The sequence below is a fragment of the Streptomyces sp. FXJ1.172 genome (assembly GCF_001636945.3).
In the GTDB taxonomy this organism is placed as follows: domain Bacteria; phylum Actinomycetota; class Actinomycetes; order Streptomycetales; family Streptomycetaceae; genus Streptomyces.
The window spans coordinates 1,976,118-1,999,257 of the sequence record NZ_CP119133.2 but is presented as its reverse complement, the minus strand read 5'-3'; the positions used below and the strand labels follow the sequence as shown (position 1 = coordinate 1,999,257).

Annotated in this window: 18 protein-coding genes; 10 read left to right on the top strand and 8 right to left on the bottom strand. The window is 72.5% G+C overall.

Annotated elements, in window-relative coordinates; translation table 11 throughout:
• Positions 1 to 174: 174 nt before the first annotated feature.
• The 3 genes from ddaH to A6P39_RS08945 form a co-directional block, all read right to left on the bottom strand.
• Positions 175 to 951, bottom strand: a complete 777-nt coding sequence (gene ddaH / locus A6P39_RS08955) for a dimethylargininase (protein ID WP_067053900.1) — start codon at positions 949 to 951, stop codon at positions 175 to 177.
• 171 nt (positions 952 to 1,122) lie between these two features.
• Positions 1,123 to 2,748 carry an ABC-F family ATP-binding cassette domain-containing protein gene (locus A6P39_RS08950; protein WP_067053899.1) on the bottom strand — a complete coding sequence of 542 codons (1,626 nt, stop codon included), beginning with the start codon at positions 2,746 to 2,748 and terminating at the stop codon, positions 1,123 to 1,125.
• A gap of 333 nt (positions 2,749 to 3,081) precedes the next feature.
• Positions 3,082 to 3,498 (bottom strand): SsgA family sporulation/cell division regulator, encoded by a 417-nt coding sequence (locus A6P39_RS08945; protein WP_067053897.1) that lies wholly within the window; start codon positions 3,496 to 3,498, stop codon positions 3,082 to 3,084.
• A gap of 227 nt (positions 3,499 to 3,725) precedes the next feature.
• On the opposite strand from A6P39_RS08945, the gene A6P39_RS08940 reads away from it, so the two are divergent.
• Entirely contained in the window at positions 3,726 to 4,817 is a 1,092-nt protein-coding gene (locus A6P39_RS08940) for a WD40/YVTN/BNR-like repeat-containing protein (RefSeq protein ID WP_107304500.1), read from the top strand.
• A 13-nt stretch (positions 4,818 to 4,830) separates the two neighbouring features.
• Here the strand turns inward: A6P39_RS08940 and A6P39_RS08935 are convergent, their stop codons facing one another.
• A complete protein-coding gene (locus A6P39_RS08935; RefSeq protein WP_331454106.1) occupies positions 4,831 to 5,034 on the bottom strand; it encodes a YciI family protein in 204 nt (67 codons plus the stop codon).
• 152 nt (positions 5,035 to 5,186) lie between these two features.
• Here A6P39_RS08935 and A6P39_RS08930 point away from each other — a divergent pair, with 152 nt between their 5' ends.
• Entirely contained in the window at positions 5,187 to 5,894 is a 708-nt protein-coding gene (locus A6P39_RS08930) for an endonuclease V (RefSeq protein ID WP_067054028.1), read from the top strand.
• Positions 5,895 to 5,931: 37 nt separating this feature from the next.
• Here A6P39_RS08930 and A6P39_RS08925 read toward each other — a convergent pair whose 3' ends face one another.
• Entirely contained in the window at positions 5,932 to 7,110 is a 1,179-nt protein-coding gene (locus tag A6P39_RS08925) for a saccharopine dehydrogenase family protein (protein WP_067053895.1), read from the bottom strand.
• Between the two features lie 266 nt (positions 7,111 to 7,376).
• Here A6P39_RS08925 and A6P39_RS08920 point away from each other — a divergent pair, with 266 nt between their 5' ends.
• From A6P39_RS08920 to A6P39_RS08910, 3 genes are read left to right on the top strand one after another with little or no spacing between them, the layout of a single operon-like run.
• Positions 7,377 to 8,528, top strand: coding sequence for a CaiB/BaiF CoA transferase family protein (locus A6P39_RS08920; RefSeq protein ID WP_199840983.1), 1,152 nt, complete (start codon positions 7,377 to 7,379; stop codon positions 8,526 to 8,528).
• Between the two features lie 35 nt (positions 8,529 to 8,563).
• A complete protein-coding gene (locus tag A6P39_RS08915) occupies positions 8,564 to 9,778 on the top strand; it encodes an acetyl-CoA C-acetyltransferase (protein ID WP_067053893.1) in 1,215 nt (404 codons plus the stop codon).
• Positions 9,779 to 9,819: 41 nt separating this feature from the next.
• The gene (locus A6P39_RS08910) at positions 9,820 to 12,003 is read left to right on the top strand and encodes a 3-hydroxyacyl-CoA dehydrogenase NAD-binding domain-containing protein (protein WP_067053891.1); all 2,184 of its coding nucleotides are present in this window, start codon (positions 9,820 to 9,822) and stop codon (positions 12,001 to 12,003) included.
• On the opposite strand, the gene A6P39_RS08905 is transcribed toward A6P39_RS08910, so the two are convergent.
• Positions 11,989 to 12,708: a MerR family transcriptional regulator gene (locus tag A6P39_RS08905; protein ID WP_067053889.1), complete on the bottom strand. Its 720-nt coding sequence runs from the start codon at positions 12,706 to 12,708 to the stop codon at positions 11,989 to 11,991. The two genes, A6P39_RS08910 and A6P39_RS08905, sit on opposite strands and share 15 nt — an antisense overlap.
• A 235-nt stretch (positions 12,709 to 12,943) precedes the next feature.
• Here A6P39_RS08905 and A6P39_RS08900 point away from each other — a divergent pair, with 235 nt between their 5' ends.
• Both A6P39_RS08900 and A6P39_RS08895 read left to right on the top strand, forming a co-directional pair.
• Positions 12,944 to 14,416: an amino acid permease gene (locus tag A6P39_RS08900; RefSeq protein ID WP_067053887.1), complete on the top strand. Its 1,473-nt coding sequence runs from the start codon at positions 12,944 to 12,946 to the stop codon at positions 14,414 to 14,416.
• Between the two features lie 185 nt (positions 14,417 to 14,601).
• The gene (locus A6P39_RS08895) at positions 14,602 to 15,588 is read left to right on the top strand and encodes a PfkB family carbohydrate kinase (protein ID WP_067053885.1); all 987 of its coding nucleotides are present in this window, start codon (positions 14,602 to 14,604) and stop codon (positions 15,586 to 15,588) included.
• On the opposite strand, the gene A6P39_RS08890 is transcribed toward A6P39_RS08895, so the two are convergent.
• Positions 15,576 to 17,069, bottom strand: a complete 1,494-nt coding sequence (locus A6P39_RS08890) for a M1 family metallopeptidase (protein ID WP_067053883.1) — start codon at positions 17,067 to 17,069, stop codon at positions 15,576 to 15,578. The genes A6P39_RS08895 and A6P39_RS08890 overlap by 13 nt on opposite strands.
• Before the next feature lie 199 nt (positions 17,070 to 17,268).
• Between A6P39_RS08890 and A6P39_RS08885 the strand changes: the two genes are divergently transcribed.
• Positions 17,269 to 19,236: a Xaa-Pro dipeptidyl-peptidase gene (locus tag A6P39_RS08885; RefSeq protein WP_067053881.1), complete on the top strand. Its 1,968-nt coding sequence runs from the start codon at positions 17,269 to 17,271 to the stop codon at positions 19,234 to 19,236.
• Between the two features lie 34 nt (positions 19,237 to 19,270).
• Here A6P39_RS08885 and A6P39_RS08880 read toward each other — a convergent pair whose 3' ends face one another.
• Positions 19,271 to 20,185, bottom strand: a complete 915-nt coding sequence (locus A6P39_RS08880; protein ID WP_067053879.1) for an NAD(P)/FAD-dependent oxidoreductase — start codon at positions 20,183 to 20,185, stop codon at positions 19,271 to 19,273.
• Positions 20,186 to 20,286: 101 nt separating this feature from the next.
• Between A6P39_RS08880 and A6P39_RS08875 the strand changes: the two genes are divergently transcribed.
• Complete coding sequence (locus A6P39_RS08875; RefSeq protein WP_067053877.1) at positions 20,287 to 21,318, top strand: oxidoreductase; 1,032 nt, start codon at positions 20,287 to 20,289, stop codon at positions 21,316 to 21,318.
• A 36-nt stretch (positions 21,319 to 21,354) separates the two neighbouring features.
• Complete coding sequence (locus A6P39_RS08870) at positions 21,355 to 22,995, top strand: ABC-F family ATP-binding cassette domain-containing protein (RefSeq protein WP_067053875.1); 1,641 nt, start codon at positions 21,355 to 21,357, stop codon at positions 22,993 to 22,995.
• Positions 22,996 to 23,140: the final 145 nt, after the last annotated feature.

The following is a 23,140-nucleotide window of genomic DNA, read 5'->3' as shown; positions in this document are numbered from 1 at the left end:
TCGTAGGCTACGAATCCGTAGGTTACGAAGCCGTAGGCTAAGTTCACTGTAAAGATCGCTGATCAGCGCCCTGGAACGGATTTCGGGCAGTCCCTGGCCCGGACTGTCGCGGGCATGCGGAACAGCCCTGGGACGCATCGGTCCCAGGGCCGCCGGAGTGGCATGACCGGCCGGTCAGGCGTACAAGTCGCGCAGGCGCACCGAGAGGCAGGTCACACAGCCCTCGAGCTTCTCGAACTCGCTGATGTCGACCGTGACGACCTCGTGGCCGAGATCGGTCAGCAGTTCCGCCGTCTTCGGGGCGCTCGCCGCCATCAGCACCTTGTGGCCGCCGAGCAGCACCACGTGCGAGCCGGACTCCTCCGGCACCGACAGGAAGCCGGGGAACAGCGAGGGCCGGTCCAGCTTCGGGATGTGCCCGATCACCGTGCCGTCGGGCAGCGCGGTCACCGCCGACTTCAGGTGCAGCACCCTGCTGACGGGGACGGCCACCACACGGGCGCCGAGCGGCTCGAAGGCGGCCCGCAGCTGCTGCACCCCGGCCGCGTTGGTCCGCCCGCCCCGGCCGACGTAGACGGTGTCGCCGACCTTCAGGACATCACCGCCGTCCAGCGTGCCCGGTTCCCATATCCAGTTCACCGAGCAGCCGAGGCGGGCCACCGCCTCCTCGACCCCGACGGTCTCCATGCGCCGGGACTCGGCACCGGGCCGGGTGATCAACGCCACGTTCTTGTACATGACGACGGTGTCCTCGACGAACACCGAGTCCGGGCAGTCGTCCTCCGGATCGACCTCGACCGTCTCCCAGCCGTGCGTGCGCAGCGCCTCGACGTAGGCGTCCCACTGCTCGATGGCGAGCCCCACATCGACCTTCTCCCGCTCGATGTGCGTCACCAGGCCTTCGGCGAGGCGGGGGCTGGGACGGCGGACGAGGGCCTTCTTGCTGGGCACGAGGGACCTTTCGAATCGATGGTGCGGTGGCGGCGCCGGTGTACACGGCACCGGTTTCGCCATCATGCAGTCCGCTCCGGTCAGGGCAAAACCCCCGTTGTCAGGCTGTGCCCCTCCTGAGACGTCCCGGCCGTGCCCGAGGCGCCCCGGGCACCGGGCACGGCGCCGGCGTCAGGCGGGAGACCCGATGTCCTGCGCGGTGGTCTCCTTCAACTGCCCGTCCTCGATCAGCAGCCAGCGGGTGATGCCGATCGACTCGAGGAACGGCATGTCGTGGCTGGCCACGAGCAGTGCGCCCGCGTACGACTCCAGGGCCGAGGTCAGCTGCCGCACGCTCGCCATGTCGAGGTTGTTGGTCGGCTCGTCGAGCAGCAGCAGCTGGGGTGCCGGTTCGGCGAGCATCAGCGCGGCCAGTGCCGCGCGGAACCGCTCGCCGCCCGACAGGGTGGCCGCCTTCTGGTCGGCCCGCGCGCCCCGGAACAGGAAGCGGGCCAGACGCGCCCGGATCCGGTTGTTGGTGGCGCCCGGCGCGAACCGGGCCACGTTCTCGGCGACCGTCAGCGCGTCGTCGAGCACGTCCAGCCGCTGGGGCAGGAACCGCAGCGGCACGTGCGCGCGTGCCTCGCCGGCCACCGGCGCCAGCTCCCCGGCGACGGTCCGCAGCAGCGTCGTCTTGCCGGCGCCGTTGCGGCCCACGAGCGCGATCCGCTCCGGGCCGCGCAGATCGAGGATGCCCTCGACGCGCGCCCCGTGGGCCAGCGCCAGGTTCTCCAGGGTGAGCACCTGCCGGCCGGGCGGCACGGCCGTGTACGGCAGGTCGACGTGGATCTCGTCGTCGTCCCGCACGGCCTCCACCGCCTCGTCCAGCCGCTCCCGGGCCTCGGCGAGCCGCTCCTCGTGCATGATGCGGTGCTTGCCCGCGGACTCCTGGGCGGCGCGTCTGCGTGCCCCCATGACGATCTTCGGCTCGCGTTTCTGGTCCCACATCTTCTGCCCGTACCGCTTGCGGCGGGCCAGTTTGACCTGGGCGTCGGCCAGTTCGCGCTTCTGCTTGCGCACATCGGCCTCGGCCACGCGCACCATCCGCTCGGCGGCCTCCTGGACCACGGCGAGGGCCTCCTCGTAGGCCGAGAAGTTCCCGCCGTACCAGGTGACCTCGCCGGAGTGCAGCTCCGCGATCTGGTCGACCAGGTCGAGCAGTTCCCGGTCGTGGCTGACCACGATCAGGACACCGGGCCACGCGGCGACGGCCTGGTACAGCCGGCGGCGCGCGTACAGGTCGAGGTTGTTGGTGGGCTCGTCCAGCAGCAGCACGTCCGGGCGGCGCAGCAGCAGCGCGGCCAGCCGCAGCAGCACCGACTCGCCGCCGGAGACCTCGCCGACGGTGCGGTCCAGGCCGATGTGGCCAAGACCCAGCTCGCCGAGCGTGACCAGGGCGCGCTCCTCGACGTCCCAGTCGTCGCCGACCGTCTCGAAGTGCTCCTCGGCGGTGTCACCCGCCTCGATGGCGTGCAGCGCGGCCCGCCGTTCGGCGATGCCGAGGGCCTGGTCGACGCGGAGCGCGGTGTCCAGGGTGACGTTCTGCGGGAGGTAGCCGATCTCGCCGGCCGCCTTGACCGTGCCGTCGGCCGGGGTCAGTTCCCCGGCCAGCAGCTTCAACAGGGTTGACTTCCCTGATCCGTTGACGCCGACGAGGCCGGTGCGGCCGGGGCCGAAGGCGATGTCGAGGCCGTCGAAGACGGCGGTGCCGTCGGCCCAGGCGAAGGTCAGGGACGTACAGGTGAGGGAAGATGACATGAAGGCCTCGCGATGCAGGTGCGTGCGGTCTGGGTGGACGCATCTCGAGACACCGCGAGGCGGAAACCGAAGGGTCTGGGGCACGAGGAGGCCATGAAAAAGGGCCTGTGCCGGAGGACGGCTCGGACGCCGAGGTCGTACGCCGCGCACACCTCACCGGTGCAACGCGATGCCTCAGGACCTCAGACGAGCAACGTCCTTCTCCAATCGACGGCAACAGGACCGAGGTAAACGGTAGGAGAGCCCCTGAGGGGTGTCAACGCAATTAATTCGGGGACCGCCGTCGACGGGGGTGTTCCAGGGCCGGACGCGCCGTTCACGCGCGCGTGGCGGTCAGCAGGCGTCCCGCATCAGCTCGGCCAGGTGGTGGTCCAGGTCGAGCTGGAGGTGCTCGAGGCCCACCGGCACAAGGCCGTTCGTCGCCTCCAGGAAGCGCCGGATCTCGCCCGAGCGCACATGCACGATCGCGGTGCCCTCGGGGGCGTGGAACTCCAGCACCGTGCGGTCGTAGCCGTACGGCCGCACCCGGACGTCCCCGTGGCCCTCCGGGCCCCGCAGCCCGGCGGTGAGCAGCTCGCGCGAGAAGGTCCAGCACACCTCGACGCCCTCCAGGGTGGCCGGGGCCGGGAAGGTCATGACGACGGCGAACGGGTCGCGCCGGTCGTAGCGCAGCGTGGCGGGAATGCTCGGCATGCGCGGTGCGGCGGCGACGAGACGGGCCTCTACGGGCTGCTCGATGACGGTGGACAACGCCTTGCTCCCTCGTGACGGCTGGACTACGCCCGGATGTGCGGCACCCGGCACTGGGAGAGACGACGGATCCGGCCGAAGCGTGCACACCGAGGACGAGTGACCTCGGTCACCGCGTTTCACACCGTCGGAATCAGGTCTTTGTGCCCGCGGTGCCCGGCAGTTGGCCCCCTGGACGGCGCCGGTGCGGGGCACTAGTTTCGCCCGTCATGAGGCGCTCGGGGAGCATGCGGGGCAGGGGACGCACGGGCCGGCTCGTGGCGGCGGGGGTGGCGTGCGGGGCGGTGCTGGCCGCGCTGACCGTCCCGGTGGCCGAGGCCCGCCCGCTCGGAGGGGACGGCGGGGCGGTGCACTGGGCGCCGAAGGATCCCGGCACCCCGCAGGTCCGCTTCCGCGGGCTCGCGGCCGTCGACCGGGCGACCGCCTGGCTGGCCGGCACGGGCGGTACGGTGCTGCGCACCACGGACGGCGGAACGAGCTGGCGCAACGTCTCTCCGCCGGGGGCCGGCGACCTGCAGTTCAGGGACGTGGAGGCGTTCGACGCGCGGCGCGCGGTGGTGCTGGCCGTCGGCGAGGGCGAGGCCTCCCGCGTCTACCGCACCGACGACGGCGGCGCGAGCTGGACCGAGTCCTTCCGCAACACCGACCCGAACGCCTTCTACGACTGCCTGGCCTTCTTCGACCACCGCCACGGCCTCGCCATGGGCGACCCGGTGGACGGCAGGTTCCGCATCCTGTCCACGAGCGACGGCGGCCGCTCCTGGCGAGTGCTGCCCGCCGAAGGCATGCCGCCCGCCCTGGACGGCGAGGCCGGCTTCGCCGCGAGCGGCCAGTGCCTGGTCACCTCGGGTCCCAAGGACGTCTGGCTGGCCACCGGCGGCGGCGCCCGCGCGCGCGTGCTGCACTCCGCCGACCGCGCAGTGACCTGGACGGCGTCCGACACCCCGGTCCCGGCCGGCGATCCGGCCAAGGGCGTCTTCGCGCTCGCCTTCCGCGACCGCGGCCACGGCCTCGCCGTCGGCGGCGACTACCGCCCCGGCCAGGCCTCGCCGCGGGCCGCCGCCGTCACCGCCGACGGCGGCCGCACCTGGACCCCGGCCGCCACGCCCCCGCCGGCCTACCGCTCCGCAGTCGCCTGGCTGCCGCACAGCCGCACCGCCGCGCTCGCCGTCGGCCCCACCGGCACCGACCTGACAACCGACGGGGGCCGCACCTGGCGGACCATCGGCACCGGCTCGTACGACACCGTGGCCTGCACGCCCGACCTGAGCTGCTGGGCGGCCGGCGAACAGGGCAGGGTGGCCCGGCTGGAACGCTGACCGGGGGGTCCGCTCAGGCCGCCGTGCGCCGGTGCCGGGCCGGCTCCGCGGCCGTTCTCGTGGCGACGGACTCCGTGACGCGGTACGTGCCGGCACCGCCGACGGCGAACGGGTCGCCCGCGACGATCTCCTCGGTCAGGGCGCGGTCCTGCGCGACGGCGAGGACCACGCCGCCCTCGCGCGGGTTCTCGGGCCCGGCGGCCACGAAGACGCCCATGTCGAACTGCTCCTGCAGCCGGGCCCATGGCCGGGCAGCAGGGCTTCGACGGCGGCGGGCTGGACGGTGCAGGTCACGTCGAGGACGAACGTGATCCCGAGGCCACCCCTGGACTGCGACCGTTCGCCCCGGGCCGTACAGTCTTGGTCACCATGACGACCGTAGGCGTACCGGCGGGCTGGCCCGCGACCGAGGAAGAGGCCCGCGCCGTGCAGGACGAACTGCGCGCACGGGTGGTGCTGGACGAGCCCGGACCGCCGCCCGGGACGGGCCGCGTCACCGGCGTCGACGTCGCCTACGACGACGGCCTCGACCTCGTCGCCGCGGCGGCCGTCGTGCTCGACGCCGCCACCCTGGACGTGGTCGCCGAGGCCACGGCCGTCGGCCGGGTCTCCTTCCCGTACGTGCCCGGGCTCCTCGCCTTCCGGGAGATCCCCACCGTCCTGGCCGCCCTGGACCGGCTGCCGTGCCCGCCCGGCCTGGTCGTGTGCGACGGCTACGGCCTGGCCCATCCGCGCCGCTTCGGCCTCGCCAGCCATCTGGGCGTGCTCACCGGTCTCCCGGTGATCGGCGTCGCCAAGAACCCGTTCACCTTCACGTACGACGAACCGGAGTCCGCGCGGGGAGCGTCCGCCCCGCTGCTCGCGGGCACCGAGGAGGTCGGGCGCGCCCTGCGCACCCGGGAGGGCGTCAAGCCGGTGTACGTCTCGGTGGGCCACCGGATGAGCCTGGACAACGCCCTGGCCCACACCCTGGCCCTGACCCCGCGCTACCGGCTGCCCGAGACCACGCGCAGGGCCGACGCCCTGTGCCGCCGGGCGCTCCAGGAGGCGACGACGCGCCGGGCGCCGGCCTCCTGATACGCCGGGTCCGGAGGGAAGGCGGGGGAGAGGGCGGTCATCGGTCGGCCGCGACCCGGAAGGTGATCCCCGCGGCGCGCAGCCGCTCGGTCAGGGCGTCGCCCATCGCCTGTGCCGTGGTGACCTGCCCGGCCACCGGCGGAAGGTCGTCGAAGGCCAGGCACAGGGCCGCCTCGGCGAACATCTTCGCCGTCTCGTCGTAGCCGGGGTCGCCGCCCGCGACCTCCGTGCACACGCGCCGCCCGCCGCCCTCGCCGACGAAGCGCACCGCGAACTGGCTGCGCGCCCGCCTCTGTGCGCTCGGCCCGTCGCCGGGCCGCAGCCGGTTCGACAACCAGCGCCGCGCCGACGGCAGTTGGGCGGCTGCCACCACCGCGCCGACGGCGGTGAGCCCGCCGAGCGCGACCGGCAGGCGCCGCACCGCCGCGTAGTGCCGGTAGCGGAAGTCCGGACCGTAGCGCTCGAGCGCCCTCGCCGACCGGCGCACCGTGTGCGGGTCGAGGGTCGGCAGCGGCAGTGCCCACGCGCCGACCTCCCCGGCGAACCGCGGCAGGCCCGTTGGCACCGCGACCCGGCGTCCCGGCAGCCGCGGCTCGTGCCGTGCCCGGTCACGCGCGGCGGCCAGCAGCTGCCGGCCGCGCGCGAACTGGTTCAGCGCGGAGGCCAGGGTGCCGCCGGAGAAGGCCGCGTCGGCGGTCACGTACCCGTCCACGGTCAGCGGCACCCCCTCGGGCAGCTGCCGGACCGTGAAGTACACGCCCAGGTCGTGGGGCACGGAGTCGAAGCCGCAGGCGTGCACCAGGCGCGCGCCCGTCTCCCGCGCGCGTGCGTCGTGCCGGACGTACACGAGGTCCACGAACTCCGGCTCCCCGGCCAGGTCCAGGTAGTCGGTGCCGGTGTCCGCGCAGGCGGCGGCGAGGTCCTCGCCGTACAGCACGTACGGCCCGACGGCCGTGGCCACCACGCGCGCGTGCTCGGCGAGGGCACGCAGGGTGGCCGGTTCGGCCACGTCGGCCCGCAGGACGCCGATGTCCGCGCCGCCGGGCAGCCGTTCGCGCAGCCGCTCCAGCTTCCCTTCGTCACGGCCCGCCAGCGCCCAGCGCAGGCCCTTCGGCGCGTGCGCGCAGAGGTACTCGGCGGTGAGGGCGCCGACGAAGCCGGTGGCTCCGAAGAGCACGAGGTCGTAGGGACGATCCGTCCTGTTCAGCCTGCTCATGACACCCCTTGGTCGTGCAGCCCGCGCCGCTGTCGGTGGCCGAGGCTAGCGTGAGGGCGACGAGCGACGACGACCGGCCCGGAGGCAGCGGTGGCCCACACCAGGAACGCCCCGGTCCGCGCCCGCCCTTCACTCTCCCGGGTGATCCCCGCTTCCCCGGGCACTTGGCTAAGCGCTTGCTCGTTCAGGTCTTGTGCCCGGTGGAACGCGTTCTTAGCATCACGGGTGTTACATCAGTTGTGTCACACATGTCTGGGGGCTGGACCATGACGACGGCAGCCAAGCCGGGGCAGGGGCCGCTGACCGGCGTGCGCGTGGTCGAGCTGGCCGGCATCGGGCCTGGCCCGTTCGCCGCCATGCTCCTGGCCGACCTGGGCGCGGACGTGGTCCGGGTGGACCGTCCGGGCGGCCCCGGCCTCGCGATCGACCCCGCCTTCGACGTGACGAACCGCAACAAGCGCTCCGTCGTGGTCGACCTGAAGACTCCCGACGGCCCCGCGCGCGTGCTGGACCTCGCCGAGCGGGCCGACATCCTCATCGAGGGCTACCGCCCGGGCGTCGCCGAGCGCCTCGGCATCGGCCCCGAGGACTGCCACGCCCGCAACCCCCGCCTGGTCTACGGCCGGATGACCGGCTGGGGCCAGGACGGCCCGCTCGCCCAGCGCGCGGGCCACGACGTGGCCTACATCGCGCTCACCGGCACCCTCGGCATGATCGGCCGCCCGGACGAGCCCCCGGCCGTCCCCGCCAACCTGCTCGGGGACTACGCGGGCGGCTCCCTCTACCTGGTCGTCGGCGTCCTCGCCGCCCTGCACCACGCGCGCGCGAGCGGCACCGGACAGGTCGTCGACGCCGCCATCGTCGACGGCACGGCCCATCTGTCCGCGATGATCCACGGCATGCTCGCGGCCGGCGGCTGGCAGGACCGGCGCGCCGCCAACCTGCTCGACGGCGGCTGCCCCTACTACGGCACCTACGAGACGGCCGACGGCGGGTACATGGCGGTGGGCGCACTGGAGGGGCAGTTCTACGAGGAGTTCCTGCGCCTGATCGGCCTGGAGGACCTGACGGGCGCCCGCAAGGACTGGACCCGCTGGGGCGAGCTGCGCGAGCGGATCGCCGCCCGCTTCAGGTCCCGCACCCGCGAAGAGTGGACGGCCCTCTTCGAGGGCACCGACGCCTGCGTGGCCCCCGTGCTGTCCCTGCGCGAGGCCCCGCACCATCCGCACCTCGCCGCCCGCGGCACCTTCACCGACCACGGCGGCATCACCCAGCCCGCCCCCGCCCCCCGTTTCTCCGTGACCCCCACCGCCGTCCGCACCGGCCCGGCCCGCCCGGGCGCGGACACCGAGGCGGTCGCGCGGGACTGGGGAACACCCGCACGTGTGAACGGCGACCCGGTCGCAGGCAGCGACTGACCCCGCTCGGCCCACCCTTTCCGAAAGGCACACCAGTGAGCACCGAAGCGTACGTGTACGACGCGATCCGCACCCCGCGCGGCCGCGGCAAGGCGAACGGCGCCCTGCACGGCACCAAGCCCATCGACCTGGTCGTCGGACTCATCCACGAACTCCGCGACCGCTTCCCCGGCCTCGACCCGGCCGCCATCGACGACATCGTCCTCGGTGTCGTCGGACCGGTCGGCGACCAGGGCTCCGACATCGCCCGGATCGCCGCCATCGCCGCGGGGCTGCCGGACACGGTCGCGGGCGTGCAGGAGAACCGCTTCTGTGCCTCGGGTCTGGAGGCCGTCAACATGGCTGCGGCCAAGGTCCGTTCGGGCTTCGAGGACCTCGTCCTGGCCGGTGGCGTCGAGTCGATGTCCCGGGTGCCGATGGCCTCCGACGGCGGCGCCTGGTTCAACGACCCGATGACCAACCTCGCCGTCAACTTCGTGCCGCAGGGCATCGGCGCCGACCTCATCGCGACGATCGAGGGCTTCTCGCGCCGCGACGTCGACGAGTACGCGGCCCTGTCCCAGGAGCGCGCGGCCACGGCCTGGAAGGAGGGCCGCTTCGACCGCTCGGTGGTCCCCGTCAGGGACCGCAGCGGCCTGGTCGTCCTCGACCACGACGAACACCCCCGCCCCGGCACCACCGCCGACTCCCTCGCGAAGCTCAAGCCGTCGTTCGCCGACATCGGCGAGCTGGGCGGCTTCGACGCCGTCGCGCTGCAGAAGTACCACTGGGTGGAGAAGATCGACCACGTCCACCACGCGGGCAACTCCTCCGGCATCGTGGACGGCGCCTCGCTCGTCGCGATCGGCTCCAAGGAGGTCGGCGAGCGATACGGCCTCTCCCCGCGCGCGCGGATCGTCTCCGCGGCCGTCTCCGGCTCCGAGCCCACCATCATGCTCACCGGTCCCGCCCCCGCCACCCGCAAGGCGCTCGCCAAGGCCGGCCTGACCATCGACGACATCGACCTGGTCGAGATCAACGAGGCGTTCGCCGCGGTCGTGCTGCGCTTCGTCAAGGACATGGGCCTGCCGCTGGACAAGGTCAACGTCAACGGCGGCGCCATCGCGCTGGGCCACCCGCTCGGCGCGACCGGCGCGATGATCCTCGGCACCCTCGTGGACGAACTGGAGCGCCAGGACAAGCGCTACGGCCTCGCCACCCTGTGCGTCGGCGGCGGCATGGGCATCGCCACCGTCGTCGAACGCATCTGAACTCCCCGCGGAATCACCAGACCTCAACGGAGACGACCGTCATGACCGAAAGCACCACCATCCGCTGGGAGCAGGACGACACCGGTGTCGTCACCCTCGTCCTGGACGACCCCAACCAGTCCGCGAACACCATGAACCAGGCGTTCCGCGCCTCCATCACGGCGATCGCCGCGCGCGCGGAGGCCGAGAAGGACTCCATCCGCGGCATCATCTACACCTCCGCCAAGAAGACCTTCTTCGCGGGCGGCGACCTCAAGGACATGATCAAGGCCGGTCCCGAGGACGCCCAGCAGGTCTTCGACACCGCGACCGAGATCAAGAACGCGCTGCGCCGCATCGAGACCCTCGGCAAGCCGGTCGTCGCCGCCGTCAACGGCGCGGCCCTCGGCGGCGGTTACGAGATCGCGCTCGCCTCCCACCACCGCATCGCCCTGGACGCCCCCGGCTCCAAGATCGGTCTGCCCGAGGTCACGCTCGGCCTGCTGCCCGCCGGCGGCGGAGTCACCCGTACCGTACGCCTGATGGGCATCACCGACGCGTTGCTGAAGGTGCTGCTGCAGGGCACCCAGTACAACCCCCGCCGCGCCCTGGACAACGGCCTGGTCCACGAGGTGGCCGCCACCGAGGAGGAGATGCTGGCCAAGGCCCGCGCCTTCATCGACGCCCACCCCGAGTCGCACCAGCCCTGGGACGTCCCCGGCTACAAGATCCCCGGCGGTACCCCCGCCAACCCGAGGTTCGCCGCCAACCTGCCCGCGTTCCCGGCCAGTCTGCGCAAGCAGACGAACGGCGCCCCCTACCCGGCCCCGCGCAACATCATGGCCGCCGCCGTCGAGGGCTCGCAGGTCGACTTCGAGACCGCGATCACCATCGAGACCCGCTACTTCACCGAGCTGGTCACCGGGCAGACCGCCAAGAACATGATCCAGGCGTTCTTCTTCGACCTGCAGGCCGTCAACTCCGGCGCCAACCGGCCGCAGGGCATCGAGTCCCGCAAGGTCCGCAAGGTCGCCGTCCTCGGCGCCGGCATGATGGGCGCGGGCATCGCCTACTCCTGCGCCCGCGCGGGCATCGAGGTCGTCCTCAAGGACGTCTCCGCTCAGGCGGCGGCCAAGGGCAAGGCCTACTCCGAGAAGCTGTGCGCCAAGGCCGTCGCCAAGGGCCGTACCAGCCAGGAGAAGGCGGACGCCCTGCTCGCCCGGATCACGCCCACCGCCGAGGCGGCCGACCTCGCCGGCTGCGACGCGGTGATCGAGGCCGTCTTCGAGGACACCGCGCTCAAGCACAAGGTGTTCCAGGAGATCGAGTCCGTCGTCGCCCCGGACGCACTGCTGTGCTCCAACACCTCCACCCTGCCGATCACCACCCTCGCCGAGGGCGTGGAGCGCCAGGCCGACTTCATCGGGCTGCACTTCTTCTCACCGGTCGACAAGATGCCGCTGGTCGAGATCATCAAGGGCGAGCGCACCGGCGACGAGGCCCTCGCCCGGGCCTTCGACCTGGTCCGGCAGATCAACAAGACGCCGATCGTCGTCAACGACTCGCGCGGCTTCTTCACCTCCCGGGTCATCGGCCACTTCATCAACGAGGGCGTCGCCATGGTCGGCGAGGGCGTCGAGCCGGCCTCCGTGGAGCAGGCCGCCGCCCAGGCCGGCTACCCGGCCAAGGTCCTCTCCCTCATGGACGAGCTGACCCTGACCCTCCCGCGCAAGATCCGGGGTGAGACGAAGCGGGCCGTCGAGGAGGCGGGCGGCACCTGGACCGCGCACCCGGCGGAGGCCGTCATCGACCGCATGGTCGACGAGTTCGGCCGCCCCGGCCGCAGCGGCGGCGCCGGCTTCTACGAGTACACCGAGGACGGCAAGCGCGCCGGGCTCTGGCCGGGCCTGCGCGAGCACTTCACGAAGCCGGGGCACGAGATCCCGTTCCGGGACATGCAGGAGCGGATGCTCTTCGCCGAGGCGCTCGACACCGTACGCCTCCTCGAGGAGGGCGTCCTGACCTCGGTCGCCGACGCCAACATCGGCTCGATCCTCGGCATCGGCTTCCCCGGCTGGACCGGCGGTGTGCTGCAGTACATCAACGGCTACGAAGGAGGCCTGCCCGGCTTCGTGGCCCGCGCGCGGGAGCTGGCCGGGACCTACGGCGAGCGGTTCACCCCGCCCGCGCTGCTCGTGGAGAAGGCCGAGAAGGGGGAGCCGTTCGCCGACTCAGTCCGCTCCTGACCCGGTGACCCACTCGCTCAGCTCTTCGCGCAGCGAACGCTGGAACGTCGTCAGCAGCGCCTGCACCACCAACGGGTGCATGTGCGCCGACAGGGACTTCACGTCCTGTGCGGCACGCTCGGCCACCTCGCCGCGCAGGAGCTGGGAGAGTTCACGGGCCGCGGCGCGCGAGTGCTCGATGAGCACCTTGCGCGCCGCGAGGATCGCCTCCTGCGACAGCGGCACGTCCAGCAGCCGCACACCGAGCCGGAGCAGCCCGGAGTCGACCCGGAAGGTGCCGTCCCGCGCCTCCTCGACGACGTTCATCGCCGCCAGCCGCTCGACGTCCTCGGCCGACAGCGGCCGCCCGGCCCGCCGCTCCAGCTCCCGCCGCGACACCGTGTCCACCGCGTCCGGCGCCCAGGACGCCACCACCGCCCGGTGAATGGCCAGGTCGTGCGGGGTGAGATCGGCGGGCAGCTGCCGCAGGTACCGCTCGATCGCCGCCAGCGTCATGCCCTGCTGCTGCAACTCCTCGATGAGGGCCAGCCGCGCCACATGCACCGGCCCGTACCGTCCCACCCGGCGCGGACCGATCACCGGCGGCGGAAGCAGCCCTTTGCTGCCGTAGAAGCGGACGGTGCGGACCGTGACGCCCGCGCGGGCGGCCAGCTCGTCGATGGTGAGGGTCTGCTCCCCGGCGTCCGCCGTCGCATCGGTCGTCATGTGCAGCAGTATCGCTGTCTCACCAGGAGTGTGAAACCCGTGGTGAACATCGCGTAACGCCTGGGTGGACCGTGTGAGAAGCAACGCTCTGTGACATGGGCCACCGACTACCTGCGGATCTTTCTGGGAAGCTGCTGCCTTGGTCTGTGCCGCAACTCGACAGGGTGGTGCGGGCCTAACCCTGCACGACCCCCGGGCCCACGAGGCCCGGGCGCACCAGGAAGTGGAACCACCCGTGAGCAAGGACGCCGTGCAATCGGCACAGGCCGCGAACCCCCGGGCGGCCCAGACGCCCGCGGACGCGGGCGACGCCGGTTACAGCAAGGACCTCAAGGCCCGCCACATCAACATGATCGCCATCGGCGGTGCCATCGGCACCGGCCTCCTGCTGGGCGCCGGCGGCCGCCTGCACAACGCCGGCCCGGCGCTCGCCCTGGCCTACCTGGTCTGCGGCGTCTTCGCCTTCTTCGTCGTGCGCGCCCTGGGCGAACTGGTCCTCTACCGGCCGTCCTCCGGCTCCTTCGTGAGCTACGCGCGTGAATTCCTCGGCGAGAAGGGCGCCTACGTCGCCGGCTGGATGTACTTCCTGAACTGGTCGACCACCGGCATCGCCGACATCACCGCGATCGCGCTCTACACGCACTACTGGAGCTTCTTCACCTCGATCCCGCAGTGGGTCCTGGCGCTGATCGCCCTCGCGGTGGTCCTGGCCGTGAACCTGATCTCGGTGAAGATCTTCGGCGAGATGGAGTTCTGGTTCGCGATCATCAAGGTCGCCACCATCGTCGGCTTCATGCTGATCAGCATTTTCCTGCTCGCCACCCAGCACAAGGTCGGCGGCCACACCCCAGGCCTGAGCGTGATCAATGACCACGGGGGCATCTTCCCGCACGGCCTGATGCCGGTCGTCCTGGTCATGCAGGGCGTGATCTTCGCCTACGCCGCCCTCGAGCTGGTCGGCGTGGCCGCCGGTGAGACCGCCGAGCCGGAGAAGGTCGTCCCGCGCGCGGTGAACTCGATCATGTGGCGCGTCGGCCTGTTCTACGTCGGCTCGGTCGTCCTGCTCGCGCTGCTGCTGCCCGGTTCGGTCTACTCCGCCGACGAGAGCCCGTTCGTCACCGTCCTGTCCAAGATCGGCGTGCCGGCGGCCGGTGACGTGATGAACCTCGTCGTGCTGACCGCCGCCATGTCCTCGCTGAACTCCGGCCTGTACTCCACCGGCCGCATCCTGCGCTCGATGGCCATGGCGGGCTCCGCCCCCAAGTTCACCGCCAGGATGAGCCGCACCCAGGTGCCCTACGGCGGCATCCTGCTGACCTGCGCGGTCTGTGTGCTCGGCGTCGGCCTGAACTACCTCATGCCCAGCCAGGCCTTCGAGATCGTGCTGAACGTCGCCTCCCTCGGCATCATCAGCACCTGGGTGATCATCATGATCTGCCACATGGTCTTCGTCCGCCGCGCCCGCGAAGGCCTCGTGACCCGGCCGCACTTCCAGCTGAAGTTCAGCCCGGTCACCGAGATCGCCACGATCGCCTTCCTGCTGATCTGCCTCGGCATGATGTGGAACGACCCCGACGTCGGCCGCAAGACCATCCTGCTGATCCCGGTGATCGCCGTCATGCTCGTCGCCGGCTGGTTCGGGGTGCGCCGCAGGGTGTCCGCGAACACCGACAAGGAGCTGCAAGAGCTGTCGTCCATGACGAAGTAGCAGCTCAGCGCCACTGTCAGTGGCATCGCCTACGGTGGCGTCATATCGGAGACCACACATGTCCGGGGTGACGCCACCGCTGTGCCGGTCAACGGCGCCAAGGTGATCGGACACCGCCTCATCGCCGAGCGGCTGGTCGAACGCGGCATCCGGGTGACGGCGTACGACCACGGGGAGGGCGGGCGATGACCTCACGGACCGACGCGACACGGACCGATGCGACACGGACCGGCGCGACACGGAGCGGTGCGACGGATGTGCTGGTGCTCGGGGGATCCGGCGTGGACACGATCATCCACGTCCCCGAGCTGCCCCTGCCGTACGCCGACAGCTACATGATCGACTCCGGGATCCGCACCCGGGCCGGGCAGACCGGTGACTTCGTCGCGCTCGGTCTCGCCGCCCTCGGTCTGCGCACCCACCACCTCGACCTGCTCGGCGACGACCCCGAGGGCGACCTCGTGCGCGCCCTGCACCGCGAGCACGGCATCGCCCTCACCGCGCTCCCTCAGCCCGCCGGGACCAAGCGGGCGGTCAACCTCGTCGGCCCCGACGGCCGCCGGCTGTCCCTGTACGACACCAGCCGCGCCCGGCCCGGCGACCGCTTCCCCGACGAGACCCTCGGCGCGCTCGCCACGGCCGTCCGGCACGTCCACGTGACCATCACCCAGCCCTGCGCCGAGGCCCTGCCTGCGCTGAGGGCGACGGGCGCGCCGCTGTCGACGGATCTGCACGACTGGGACGGCGAGAACCCCTACCACGAGCCGTTCGCGTACGCGGCCGATGTCGTGTTCCTGTCGGCGGCCGCCCTGGCCGACCCCGAGCGGACCATGCGGCGCATCGCCGAGCGGGGGCGGGCCCGGACCGTCGTGGCCACCGCCGGCGCCGAGGGCGCGTATCTGCTGGCCGACGGCGAGCTGACCCGCGTGCCCGCCGAGGCCCCGCCCGCACCGGTGGTCGACTCCAACGGCGCGGGCGACGCCTTCGCCGCCGCGTTCCTCTACGGCCGCCTCGCCGGCGAGGCGCCCGGGACCTGCGCCCGCTACGGCGCGATCGCCGGGGCCTACGCCTGCACGGTCCCGGCCTCCCGCGCGGACGCGATGGACCGGGACCGGCTGCTCAAGGCGGCGGCGGAGCCGAGACGCCGAGGCGCGCCGCGTCAGTTCCCGTGACCGCCGTGGGCCGCCTCGATCTTCTTCCACGACTTCGGCTGGGCCACCGCCTGGCCCGCCTTGGCCAGGGACGCCGCGCGGGCCGCGGACGCGGCCGGCTTCGACGGCTGGAAGAGCCAGGTGTCGAACAGCGCGGCGAGGGGCTTGCCGGAGACCTGCTCGGCGTAGCGCTCGAAGTCGGCCACCGAGGCGTTGCCGTACGCGTGCTCCTTGGGCCAGCCCTTCAGGATGGCGAAGAACGCGTCGTCGCCGACGTCGCCCCGCAGTGCCTGGAGGGCGGCCGCGCCCCGGTCGTAGACGGCGTCGTCGAACTGGTGGTCCGCGCCCGGGTCACCGGGCGCGACCGTCCAGAAGGCGTCGTCGGCCGGGTGCGAGGCGTACACGTAGTCGGCGAGCTGCTGCGTGGTGCCCTCGCCCTCGTGCTCGGACCACAGCCACTGCGCGTACGTCGCGAAGCCCTCGTTGAGCCAGATGTCCTTCCAGCCCTTCAGCGACACGTCGTCGCCGTACCACTGGTGGGCCAGTTCGTGCACGACCACCGAGGCGTTGGCGCCCTTCGCGAACTGCTTCGGGCTGTAGTAGACACGGCTCTGGGTCTCCAGCGCGTACCCGGTGGTGGTGTTCGGCACGTACCCGCCGGCCGTGCTGAACGGATACGGCCCGAAGTAGCCGCTCAGCCAGTCGACGATCTCCCCGGTGCGCTCCACGCTCGCCCGCGCGGCCCCGTCGTTGTCGCCGAGGTCCTTGCTGTAGGCGTTGATGACGGGCACCCCGCCGTCGGAGGTGCCGGTGGTGACGTCGAACTTGCCGATGGCGAGCGTGGCCAGATAGGTCGCCTGCGGCTTGTTCTGCCGCCAGCTGTAGCGGGTCCAGCCCAGCTTCGAACTGGTCGCCTGCAGCGTGCCGTTGGAGATGGCCTGGGTGCCGTCCGGCACGGCCACCGACACGTCGTAGGTGGCCTTGTCGCTCGGGTGGTCGTTGCTCGGGAACCACCACCAGGCGGCCTCGGGCTCGTCGGCGGCCACCGCGCCGTCGGGCGTGCGGTGCCAGGTGTTGAAGCCGTAGGCGGTCTTCGTCGAGGGCACCCCGCTGTAGCGGACGACGACCGTGACCGGCGTGTCCTTCGCCAGCGGCGTCTTCGGCGTGATCACCAGCTCGTGCTGCTGGGAGTGGGCGAAGGCGGCCTTGGCGCCGTTGACCCGCACCTCGCTGACGTCCAGCAGGAAGTCCAGGTCGAAGCTGGACAGGTCCTGGGTGGTCTTCGCCAGGATCGTCGCCGTGCCCTGCAGCTCGTCCGTCTTCGGCTGGTACTGCAGCCTCAGGTCGTAGTGCGAGACGTCGTAGCCGCCGTTGCCGTAGTACGGGTAGTAGGGGTCGCCGATGCCCGGTGCGCCGGGGGTGTAGCTCGCAGCCGATGCCGGGATCGCCAGCAGGAGGGAGGCGGCCGCGAGTGCGCCCGGCGCGATGATTCTGCGGTGCACGTCAGCTCCAAGTCGTCGGGAATGCAAGTCCGTTCGGTGGATCTGTTCGGTGGATCTTTCCGGAGCCTATTCATTCCCTGTGCCCCCCGGCCTGTCCACAGCACCCGCTGTCACACGATCGCCATTCAGCCGTCATGTGTCACCCGGTGTCCCGTGGAGCCCCCTTCTGCCCGGGAGTTGACCGGAGTACCGTCCGCGCATGCCGAAACGCACGCGCTTGACGATCTGGAGACCACTCGTGGCAGCGGTCGTCGTCATCCTGACGGCCGCCTTCCTCACCCCGGCCGCCGCACAGGCCGCCGGCCGCGCGAGCCGGACACCCCGCGAGAGCCGGCCCGTCTACTCCTACGCCCACGCCATCCGTGAGTCCGTCTGGGTGGACACGGGCCTCGACGGGGACGGCGACGGCAAACCCGACCGGGTCGCCGCCGACATCGTCCGGCCCGCCGAACCCGCCCGGCAGGGCCGCAAGGTGCCCGTCATCATGGACGCGAGCCCCTACTTCTCCTGCTGCGGACGCGGCAACGAGAGCCAGGTCAAGACGTACGACGCCCAAGGCCACGTCGTCCAGATGCCGCTGTTCTACGACAACTACTTCGTGCCCCGCGGCTACGCCTTCGTCGGCGTCGACCTCGCCGGCACCAACCGTTCCGACGGCTGCGTCGACGTCGGCGGCCGCTCCGACATCCAGTCCGCGAAAGCGGTCGTCGACTGGCTGGGCGGCCGCGCCACGGCGTACACCAGCCGCACCGGGACGCAGACCGTCAAGGCCACGTGGACCAACGGCAGCACGGGCATGATCGGCAAGAGCTGGGACGCCACGATCGCGAGCGGCGTCGCCGCCACCGGCGTCAGGGGCCTGAAGACCATCGTCCCGATCAGCGGCATCTCCTCCTGGTACGACTACTACTTCGCGCAGGGCGCCCCGCTGTACGACGGCGGCCCCGCCGACCTCGCCGGCGAGGTCGAGAGCGACGCGGCCAAGCCCCACTGCGCGGCCGTACAGAAGAAGCTGGCCGACGGCAGCCCGCGCAGCGGCGACTGGACCTCCCTGTGGACCGAGCGGGACTACGTCAAGGACGCGGCCAAGGTGCGCGCCAGCGTGTTCCTGGTGCACGGCATGCAGGACCTCAACGTCCGCACCAAGCACTTCGGCCAGTGGTGGGACGCGCTCGCGAAGCACGGTGTCGAGCGCAAGATCTGGCTCTCCCAGACCGGGCACGTCGACCCCTTCGACTACCGGCGCGGCGCCTGGGTGGACACGCTGCACCGCTGGTTCGACCACGAACTCCTCGGCTACGACAACGGCATCGACCGTGAGCCGATGGCCGACATCGAACGCCACCCCGACCAGTGGGTCACCTCCCGCGTGTGGCCCCCGCAGACCACCCGCCCCACCGTCCTGCACCCGGCCCCCGGCACCGAGGCGGGCGTCGGCACGCTCGGCCTGCGCCCGGCCACCGGCACCGAGACCTTCACCGACGACCCGAAGCTGAGCGAGACCGACTGGGCCGCGCACCTGACCACGTCCACGCCCGAGAAGTCCGGCTTCCTCACCGCACCGCTCACCCAGGACCTGCGGCTGTCCGGCTCGTCCACGGTCACGGTGACGGCGACCCCGACCACCGCATCGGCCCACCTGTCCGCCGTCCTGGTCGACGTCGGCCCGGACACCATCCGCGACTACGCCGACGCCGCCGAGGGCATCACCACCCTCACCAACCGCACCTGCTGGGGCGAGAGCACGGCCGGGGACAGCGCGTGCTTCAAGGAGACCAAGGCCAAGACGGTCAAGGCCGGCTACACCGTGTTCAGCCGCGGCTGGGCCGACCTCGGCCACCACGCCTCCCTCGGCAGGGGCGTCCCGCTCACCCCGGGCAAGGCCTGCACCATGACCCTCGACCTGGCCGCCACCGACCATGTGGTTCCCAAGGGGCACCGTCTGGCCCTGATCATCGCGGGCACGGACAAGGACCTCATCGAGCCGCCGTCCAGCAAGCCCACCCTGACCCTCGACCTGTCCGCCACGACGGCGCGCCTCCCGCTGGCCGGCGGCCCGGCGGCCTTCGCGCGCGCCACCGCCGGCGGCGCGGTCACGCCGCCCACGCCGGGGACCCTGACCGGCGTCCGCGCCCCGGCCGCCGTCCGGCACATCCCGGCGAACTGACAGCGCGGGCGGCCGGGAGCGCCAGGCGTCCTGCTCACAGTCCCGCGGACGCCAGCCCGGCCGCCTGTCGCGCACACGCCCAGGCCACCGTCACCCCGGCACCGCCGTGCCCGTAGTTGTGCACCACCGGGCGGCCGTCCGGCAGCCGCCGCCGCTCGAGCCGTACGGCACTGCGGGCCGGCCGCAGCCCCACGCGGTGGCCGAGGACCCGCGCGCCCGCGATCTCCGGGCGGATCCGCGCACAGCGGGCGACGACGGCAGCGGCGGTGGCCGGGTCCGGCTCCAGGGACCAGTCGTCCTCCTCGGCCGTACCGCCCAGCAGCAGGCCGTACGGCTGCGGGATGAAGTACGTGGAGCCGGTGCGGGAGTGGTCTACGCAGGTGAACCACGTGGTGATCCCCGGGTTCTCCACGACGACCAGCTGCCCCCGCACCGGGTGCACCTCAGGGTCCGGCACCAGCGAACGGGCGCCGAGACCCGTGCAGTTGACGACGACCCCGGCGGGCACCGCGGCCAGGTCGGTGACCTCGCGGACCTCCACCTCGCAGCCCGCCTTCGCCAACCGCTCCCGCAGCCACGCCAGATACGCCGGCATGTCGATCACCGGCAGCCGTGCCGCCACGCCGCCGGCGCACTCCCGCAGCCCCGGCACCCGGCCCGCCCATTCGCCCAGTTCGTCCAGCCGGCTCCCGTGGTGTACGCCGTCGACCAGGCGTACGCCCGTCTCCTGCGGCCGCCGCGCCTGCTCCTCGTACACGGCGAGGGACTCGAGCGCCCACGCGCCGGCCAGCAGCCCGGGTTCGATGCGGTACGGCCACCACAGGCCGCCGGCGACCGCCGAGGTCGTCAGCCCGGCGGGCTCCCGCGCCCACACCCGCACCCGCCGCCCGGACTCGGCCAGCAGCACGGCCGTCGTCAGCCCGGCGACCCCGCCTCCGACCACGATCACTTCGTCATTCGGCAAGCTGTCCACGCCTGGACGATAGGCCCTGTCCGAGCGACTCTGTCATGCTGCGCTCACAACCGCCCCGATGTGGGGATACTCACAGCATGTCTGCCGCATATGCGACCTTCGGCCTGGCACCGGCGACCCGCGCCGGCGCCGTCCTCGCCGACGGCGGCTACCAGGTCCACCGCGATTTCGTGGACTTCGTCGTGGACGGCCGTCCGCTGCTGTTCCAGCTCTCCGACCTCGACGCGGTCTCCCCGCTCGCCTCGGACATCCCGCCCGCCATCTTCACCGAGCAGGTGCGCGCCCTGCTGCTGGAGGCCGAACCGCCGCTCCCGGACGGCCGGTTCGTCCTCTACGGCTGTCCCGAGTGCGAGGACCTGGCCTGCGGAGCGGTCACCGCCGTCATCGAGCGCGACGGCGAGGACTACGTCTGGCGGGACTTCGCCTGGCAGACGGACGAGCACGCCGATCTGGAGCGCAACGGCTACCTGGGCATAGGCCCCTTCCGCTTCCACGGCCCCGAATACCGCACCGCCCTGACCGCCCTGCGGGACGGCCCCGGCGCGCCCCGCCGCCGCGTGCTGCTGATCGGCGCCCGGGTAGCCGTCCTCGCCCGGCTGGCCGCCGCGCTGCGCACCATCGGCATCGGCGCCGACATCACCGAGGACGCGAGTGAGGTCCCCGCCGAGGAACTCCGTGGCTACGGCGCGGTCGCCTTCGGCCGGGCGGCGGGCGAGGCCGAACGGACGGCCGCCCTGGGCGCGTTCGAGCGCGCCGGGGTGGAGGTCGCGGCGGTGCACGGCCTCGCCCCGATCGTGCCGCTGCTCGTCGCCCAGATCGAGCAGGCCCTGGACCGCGGCCCGCTGCCACGGCGCCTGCTGACCTCGCTGGCCGCCGCCGGCTGCACCGCGGACATCGAGGTGAGTGCGCCGTGCCGGGTACGGATCACCGCGTACCGGCTCGACCGGCTGCGCCGCACCCACGGCCACGAGGTGTTCGACGGCACCCTCGGACCCGGCAGGCACCGCGTGCCCCTCGATCCGCGGGCGGTCAGGGGGGAGGCGTACCTCGTTGCCCGGACGGCGTCCGGTGTGCTCGCGGCACCGGTGCGCGGCGGGAGACGGAGCTGAGCGCGGGGCGGCGGGCCCATTAGGATCGGCGTCCTGATGACTGCCACCCTCGTCGCCAAGAACCTCGCCGCCGGACACGGCGACCGCTCCCTTTTCTCCGGGCTGGACCTCGTCGTCGCGCCCGGCGATGTGATCGGGCTGGTCGGCGCCAACGGCGCGGGCAAGTCCACGCTGCTGAAGATGCTCGGCGGGCTCCTCGCGCCCGAGCAGGGCGAGCTGCGGCTGTCCCCGCCCGCCGCGACCGTCGGCCATCTGCCGCAGGAGCCGGAGCGCAGGCCGGGGGAGACCGTCCGCGCGTTCCTGGCCCGCCGCACCGGCGTCGCCGAGGCCCAGCGCGTCATGGACGAGGCCACCCAGGCCCTGGTCGACGGCGCGCCCGGCGCCGACGACGCCTACGCGGTGAGTCTGGAGCGCTGGCTGAACCTGGGCGGCGCGGACCTGGAGGAACGCGCGGAGGAGGTCGCCGACTCGCTCGGCCTGGCCGTCGGCCTCGACCAGCCGATGACCTCCCTGTCCGGCGGCCAGGCGGCCCGCGCGGGCCTCGCCTCGCTCCTGCTGTCCCGCTACGACCTCTTCCTCCTGGACGAGCCCACCAACGACCTCGACCTCGACGGCCTGGAGCGGCTGGAACGCTTCGTCACCGGCCTGCGCGCGGGCACCGTCGTCGTCAGCCACGACCGCGAGTTCCTCACCCGCACGGTCACCAAGGTCCTCGAACTCGACCTCGCCCAGCGGCAGATCAACCTCTACGGCGGCGGCTACGAGGCCTATCTGGAGGAGCGCGAGGTGGCCCGCCGGCACGCCCGCGAGGACTACGAGGAGTTCGAGGGGAAGAAGACCGCTCTCGAGGAGCGCGGCCGGACGCAGCGGGCCTGGATGGACAAGGGCGTGAAGAACGCCCGGCGCAAGGCCGGCAGCGACAACGACAAGATCGGCCGCAAGTTCCGCAGCGAGGCCAGTGAGAAGCAGGCCGCCAAGGCCCGGCAGACCCAGCGCATGATCGAGCGCCTGGAGGTGGTCGAGGAGCCGCGCAAGGAGTGGGAGCTGCGGATGGAGATCGCCTCCGCGCCGCGCTCCGGTGCGGTCGTGGCGGCCCTGCGGGACGCCGAGGTCCGGCGCGGCGGCTTCACCTTCGGTCCGGTGTCCCTGCAGATCGACTGGGCCGACCGGGTCGCCATCACCGGGGCCAACGGCGCGGGCAAGTCCACCCTGCTCGGCGCGCTGCTCGGCCGTGTCCCGCTCGACGCGGGCCACGCCGCCCTCGACCCCGGCGTCCTGGTCGGCGAGGTCGACCAGGCCCGCGGGCTGTTCCACGGCCCCGAGACACTCCTCGACGCCTTCTGCGCGGCCGTCCCCGACACCGAGCCGGTCGAGGTGCGCACCCTGCTCGCCAAGTTCGGCCTGAAGTCCGGACATGTGCTGCGCCCGGCCGCGACCCTCTCCCCGGGCGAGCGCACCCGGGCCGCCCTCGCCCTGCTCCAGGGCCGGGGTGTCAACCTGCTGGTCCTGGACGAGCCGACGAACCACCTCGACCTGCCCGCCATCGAGCAGATGGAGTCGGCCCTCGAGTCCTACACCGGCACCCTCCTGCTGGTCACCCACGACCGCCGCATGCTGGACGCGGTCCGGGTGAGCAGGCGCCTGGAAGTGGCGGACGGGAAGGTGACGGAGCGGTAGCTCTCCGCCGGGCGGGCCGTGTGCCGTGCCGTGCGGGAAGGGCCGTGCCGTGCGGGAATCGGCCGGGCTGTGGCGTGTGCCGTCCGGCTGCGGCGCCGTCGTGGCTGGTCGCGCAGTTCCCCGCGCCCCCCAGGGCGTCGGCGCC

Coding starts and splice junctions, on each gene's coding strand:
- A6P39_RS08950 (WP_067053899.1), bottom strand. CDS start 2,748: ATGTCATCTTCCCTCACCTGTACGTCCCTGACCTTCGCCTGGGCCGAC.
- A6P39_RS08940 (WP_107304500.1), top strand. CDS start 3,726: ATGCGGGGCAGGGGACGCACGGGCCGGCTCGTGGCGGCGGGGGTGGCG.
- A6P39_RS08935 (WP_331454106.1), bottom strand. CDS start 5,034: ATGGGCGTCTTCGTGGCCGCCGGGCCCGAGAACCCGCGCGAGGGCGGC.
- A6P39_RS08930 (WP_067054028.1), top strand. CDS start 5,187: ATGACGACCGTAGGCGTACCGGCGGGCTGGCCCGCGACCGAGGAAGAG.
- A6P39_RS08925 (WP_067053895.1), bottom strand. CDS start 7,110: ATGAGCAGGCTGAACAGGACGGATCGTCCCTACGACCTCGTGCTCTTC.
- A6P39_RS08920 (WP_199840983.1), top strand. CDS start 7,377: ATGACGACGGCAGCCAAGCCGGGGCAGGGGCCGCTGACCGGCGTGCGC.
- A6P39_RS08910 (WP_067053891.1), top strand. CDS start 9,820: ATGACCGAAAGCACCACCATCCGCTGGGAGCAGGACGACACCGGTGTC.
- A6P39_RS08905 (WP_067053889.1), bottom strand. CDS start 12,708: ATGACGACCGATGCGACGGCGGACGCCGGGGAGCAGACCCTCACCATC.
- A6P39_RS08895 (WP_067053885.1), top strand. CDS start 14,602: ATGACCTCACGGACCGACGCGACACGGACCGATGCGACACGGACCGGC.
- A6P39_RS08885 (WP_067053881.1), top strand. CDS start 17,269: ATGCCGAAACGCACGCGCTTGACGATCTGGAGACCACTCGTGGCAGCG.
- A6P39_RS08875 (WP_067053877.1), top strand. CDS start 20,287: ATGTCTGCCGCATATGCGACCTTCGGCCTGGCACCGGCGACCCGCGCC.
- A6P39_RS08870 (WP_067053875.1), top strand. CDS start 21,355: ATGACTGCCACCCTCGTCGCCAAGAACCTCGCCGCCGGACACGGCGAC.